This window comes from Gaoshiqia sediminis (assembly GCF_025907915.1).
In the GTDB taxonomy this organism is placed as follows: domain Bacteria; phylum Bacteroidota; class Bacteroidia; order Bacteroidales; family Prolixibacteraceae; genus Gaoshiqia; species Gaoshiqia sediminis.
Window position 1 is genome coordinate 1 of the sequence record NZ_JAPAAF010000076.1, and the last position, 5,591, is coordinate 5,591.

Here is a 5,591-nt window from a genome sequence, read left to right on the forward strand (position 1 = left end):
TGGTTAACTTTGCCGCCCCGCAGACAAGAGAGGGTTACCTGCGATGTTTGAGGGCAACAAAAGAGATCGTTCACAACCTTATTGAAAATCGGAACTGGTTTTAAAAGATTAAAGTCGGGATTGATTAAGACAAAGGTTAAGAATATAAAGAAATAAGTTCATTGACAATATTGAAAAGGTAGAAAGATAAGGAAGATACGCTATTAAAGAAGGTTTATCCCTAAGAGCTGGAAAAGATTAACAATTTTAATTACAACGAAGAGTTTGATCCTGGCTCAGGATGAACGCTAGCGGGAGGCCTAACACATGCAAGTCGAACGGGATTGAGAGCTTGCTCTCATGAGAGTGGCGCACGGGTGAGTAACGCGTATGCAACCTGCCCTTGACAGGGGGATAGCCCGGAGAAATCCGGATTAATACCCCATGGTATTTAAGTTCCGCATGGGATTTAAATTAAAGATTTATCGGTCAGGGATGGGCATGCGTGACATTAGCTTGTTGGCGGGGTAACGGCCCACCAAGGCTACGATGTCTAGGGGTTCTGAGAGGATGATCCCCCACACTGGTACTGAGACACGGACCAGACTCCTACGGGAGGCAGCAGTGAGGAATATTGGTCAATGGGCGCAAGCCTGAACCAGCCATCCCGCGTGAAGGATGAAGGTCCTATGGATTGTAAACTTCTTTTGTGCACCAAGAATGGACTTTACGAGTAAGGTTTTGACGGTAGTGCACGAATAAGCATCGGCTAACTCCGTGCCAGCAGCCGCGGTAATACGGAGGATGCAAGCGTTATCCGGATTCATTGGGTTTAAAGGGTACGTAGGTGGCCTGTTAAGTCAGTGGTGAAAGTTTGCGGCTTAACCGTAAAATTGCCATTGATACTGATAGGCTTGAGTACAGTTGAGGTAGGCGGAATGTGTAGTGTAGCGGTGAAATGCTTAGATATTACACAGAACTCCGATTGCGAAGGCAGCTTACTAAACTGAGACTGACGCTGAGGTACGAAAGCGTGGGTAGCGAACAGGATTAGATACCCTGGTAGTCCACGCCGTAAACGATGCTCACTCGCTGTTTGCGATATATTGCAAGCGGCCAAGCGAAAGCGTTAAGTGAGCCACCTGGGGAGTACGCCGGCAACGGTGAAACTCAAAGGAATTGACGGGGGCCCGCACAAGCGGAGGAACATGTGGTTTAATTCGATGATACGCGAGGAACCTTACCTGGGCTTAAATGGGGAGTGACAGCTGTCGAAAGATGGTTTTCTTCGGACACTCTTCAAGGTGCTGCATGGTTGTCGTCAGCTCGTGCCGTGAGGTGTCGGGTTAAGTCCCATAACGAGCGCAACCCCTATCGTTAGTTACCATCAGGTTATGCTGGGGACTCTAGCGAGACTGCCACCGTAAGGTGCGAGGAAGGTGGGGATGACGTCAAATCAGCACGGCCCTTATGTCCAGGGCTACACACGTGTTACAATGGCCGGTACAAAGGGCAGCTACTTGGTGACAAGATGCTAATCTCTAAAGCCGGTCTCAGTTCGGATCGAAGTCTGCAACCCGACTTCGTGAAGCTGGATTCGCTAGTAATCGCGCATCAGCCATGGCGCGGTGAATACGTTCCCGGGCCTTGTACACACCGCCCGTCAAACCATGGAAGTTGGGGGTACCTGAAGTATGTAACCGCAAGGAGCGTCCTAGGGTAAAACCAATGACTGGGGTTAAGTCGTAACAAGGTAGCCGTACCGGAAGGTGTGGCTGGAACACCTCCTTTCTGGAGCTTGGATATACCTGGCGTAATGGAAATCAACCTTATCCCTACCTTTTTAAAAGATATACAGAGCAAAACGCGGAAAGCTGTCAGCTTTAAAGCTTATAGCTTGAAGCTATAAAAGCGAAAAGAACAGACAGTCCCGTAGCTCAGCTGGTTAGAGCGCTACACTGATAATGTAGAGGTCCCCAGTTCAAATCTGGGCGGGACTACAAAGTAGTTCCAAGTTTAAAGTTCCAAGTTCCAGGTTGATTCAACTTGAAACTTGAAACCCGGAATTTGAAACTGAATTTTTGGGGGATTAGCTCAGTTGGCTAGAGCGCTAGATTTGCATTCTAGAGGTCAAGGGTTCGACTCCCTTATTCTCCACCGAAAAAAGTCGTGAGGCATAAGCTATGAGTCACGGGTTAATACGAGAAGAAAAAAGTCGAAAGACAAGACGTTCAAAACACATATTGGAAGAAATGATAGGCCGGGTGGCCTTCGCTTCGGTTCGAGTCCGGGGATATCAACGTTAAGAAGTCAAGGAGTGAGAGAAAAAGTCTCAGGACTCATTACTCGCTACTCGTGACTATCTTTAAAGTTCTTTGACATGTTGGGAAAACAAGAATGTGAAGTACATTCAACCTTAAAAAATAAGAAACGACGGCTACGAAAGTAGCGACGTAATAGGAGAAAGTTAATAAGGGCGTACGGGGGATGCCTTGGCTCTCATAGGCGATGAAGGACGTGATAAGCTGCGAAAAGCTGCGGGGATCGGCAAATACGAATTGATCCGCAGATATCCGAATGGGACAACCCATCCGGCACAAGCCGGATATCCAATCATATTGGAAGCTAACCCGGGGAACTGAAACATCTAAGTACCCGGAGGAAAAGAAAACAAAAGTGATTCCGCAAGTAGTGGCGAGCGAACGCGGAACAGCCTAAACCAGCTTTGTTTCGGCAAAGTTGGGGTTGTAGGACCACGCGATTTGTTGCAACATTAAGTAGAACAGTTTGGAAAGACTGACCACAGACGGTGATAGTCCGGTATATGTACGTTGTTGTAATGATAGTGGTATCCTGAGTAGGGCGGGACACGAGGAATCCTGTCTGAATCTGCCGGGACCATCCGGTAAGGCTAAATACTCATGAGAGACCGATAGTGAACAAGTACCGTGAGGGAAAGGTGAAAAGCACCCCGAACAGGGGAGTGAAAAAGTACCTGAAACCGTACGCTTACAAGCGGTCGGAGCTCCGGATTTCCGGAGTGACGGCGTGCCTTTTGCATAATGAGCCTACGAGTTAGTCGTCACTGGCAAGGTTAAGGGCTTAAGGCCCGGAGCCGAAGCGAAAGCGAGTCTGAATAGGGCGTTTGAGTCAGTGGCGCTAGACGCGAAACCTTTGTGATCTACCCATGACCAGGTTGAAGTTCCGGTAACACGGAATGGAGGACCGAACCAGGGAGCGTTGAAAAGCTCTTGGATGAGTTGTGGGTAGGGGTGAAAGGCCAATCAAACTGGGAAATAGCTCGTACTCCCCGAAATGCATTTAGGTGCAGCGTCGCATATGAGTCTTATAGAGGTAGAGCTACTGATTGGATGCGAGGGCTTCACCGCCTATCAAATCCAGACAAACTCCGAATGCTATAAGATGCTCTGCGGCAGTGAGGGCATGGGTGCTAAGGTCCGTGTCCGAGAGGGAAAGAACCCAGACCATCAGCTAAGGTCCCCAAGTGTATGTTAAGTTGGTTAAACGAGGTCTGATTGCTTAGACAGCTAGGATGTTGGCTTGGAAGCAGCCATTCATTTAAAGAGTGCGTAACAGCTCACTAGTCGAGCGATCGGGCGTGGATAATAATCGGGCATCAAACATACCACCGAAGCTATGGATTTATGGTAGGGGAGCATTCCAATCAGCGTAGAAGGTTCAGCGTGAGCTGTGCTGGAGCGTTTGGAAAAGCAAATGTAGGCATAAGTAACGACAAAGGGGGCGGGAAACCCCCTCGCCGATAGACTAAGGTTTCCTGATCAACGCTAATCGGATCAGGGTCAGTCGGGACCTAAGGGGCAGCCGAGAGGCGAACCCGATGGACAATCGGTTAATATTCCGATACTTCTTTATACTGCGATGCGGCGACGAAGTGATGAAAGATCCGCCAACTGACGGAATAGTTGGTTAAAGGGCGTAGGTGCTGATACTCATAGGCAAATCCGTGAGTTGAGCCGAAACCTGACAGTACCGAGAGCCTTCGGGCAATCGGATAGTGATCGTAAGGGCTTCCGAGAAAACCCGCTAAGCTTCAGGTATAAAGAACCCGTACCGCAAACCGACACAGGTAGTCAAGGAGAGAATCCTGAGGCGCTCGAGTGATCCATGGCTAAGGAACTAGGCAAAATCGACCCGTAACTTCGGGAGAAGGGTCGCCCCGTGAAAGCGGGGCCGCAGTAAAAAGGCCCATGCGACTGTTTATCAAAAACACATGGCTTTGCTAAACCGAAAGGTGATGTATAAGGCCTGACACCTGCCCGGTGCCGGAAGGTTAAGTGGGGATGTTATCGCAAGAGAAGCATTGAAATGAAGCCCCGGTAAACGGCGGCCGTAACTATAACGGTCCTAAGGTAGCGAAATTCCTTGTCGGGTAAGTTCCGACCTGCACGAATGGTGTAACGATGTGGGCACTGTCTCAGCCATGAGCTCGGTGAAATTGTAGTATCGGTGAAGATGCCGATTACCCGCAACGGGACGGAAAGACCCCGTGAACCTTTACTGCAACTTCACATTGATTCTGGGTAAGTGATGTGTAGGATAGGACGGAGGCTATGAAGCGGGTTCGCCAGGATTCGTGGAGCCATCCTTGAAATACGTCCCTTTGCTTACTCGGGACCTAACTCTCGCAAGAGAGGACAGTGTGTGGTGGGTAGTTTGACTGGGGTGGTCGCCTCCAAAAGAGTAACGGAGGCTCCCAAAGGTGCCCTCATGACGATTGGTAACCGTCAGTAGAGTGTAATGGTATAAGGGCGCTTGACTGTGAGACCGACAAGTCGATCAGGTAGGAAACTAGGGCATAGTGATCCGGTGGTTCCGTATGGAAGGGCCATCGCTCAAAGGATAAAAGGTACTCCGGGGATAACAGGCTGATCGCTCCCAAGAGCTCATATCGACGGAGCGGTTTGGCACCTCGATGTCGGCTCGTCACATCCTGGGGCTGGAGAAGGTCCCAAGGGTTGGGCTGTTCGCCCATTAAAGTGGCACGCGAGCTGGGTTCAGAACGTCGTGAGACAGTTCGGTCCCTATCTGTTGTGGGCGTTGGAAATTTGCGAGGACCTGCTGCCAGTACGAGAGGACCGCGGTGGACATACCTCTAGTGCATCAGTTGTGGCGCCAGCTGCATCGCTGAGTAGCTATGTATGGAAGGGATAAGTGCTGAAAGCATCTAAGCACGAAGCCTCCCTCAAGATTAGATTTCCTTTAAGGGTCGTAGCAGACGACTACGTTGATAGGCTGCAGGTGTAAAGGCGGTAACGTCATAGCCGAGCAGTACTAATTACCCGAAGACTTTCCCTGGTTTTTTAAGGTTGGGTCTCACTTCACATTTTTCCCGGCAATGTCATATTATCGCAAGGGCATATAAACAATAGCCCTGAAGGATAATACAACATATTTAAGTGTTGCGTTGAGCAAACAAAGAATTAAGGTGATTACAGCGGCGGGGTTCCACCTCTTCCCATTCCGAACAGAGAAGTTAAGCCCGCCAGCGCCGATGGTACTGCAGAAATGTGGGAGAGTAGGTCGTCGCCATCCTTTCCAAACCCTGTGTTCTCCAGAGCACAGGGTTTTTT

The 5,591-nt window shown here is 49.5% G+C and carries 2 tRNA genes and 3 rRNA genes; all 5 read left to right on the forward strand.

The annotated features are described in order from the left end of the window. Nucleotides 1-252 precede the first annotated feature (252 nt). Nucleotides 253-1,770: ribosomal RNA gene (locus tag N2K84_RS19895) — 16S ribosomal RNA — on the forward strand. A gap of 135 nt (nt 1,771-1,905) precedes the next feature. Further along, nucleotides 1,906-1,979: transfer RNA gene (locus N2K84_RS19900), tRNA-Ile, on the forward strand. An 83-nt stretch (nt 1,980-2,062) separates the two neighbouring features. Continuing rightward, nucleotides 2,063-2,136, forward strand: a tRNA-Ala gene (locus N2K84_RS19905). Nucleotides 2,137-2,439: 303 nt separating this feature from the next. Then, nucleotides 2,440-5,316, forward strand: a 23S ribosomal RNA gene (locus N2K84_RS19910). A gap of 126 nt (nt 5,317-5,442) precedes the next feature. Further along, nucleotides 5,443-5,553: ribosomal RNA gene (gene rrf / locus N2K84_RS19915) — 5S ribosomal RNA — on the forward strand. The 16S, 23S and 5S rRNA genes sit together here with 2 tRNA genes alongside, the layout of an rRNA operon. The last annotated feature ends 38 nt before the right edge of the window (nt 5,554-5,591 follow it).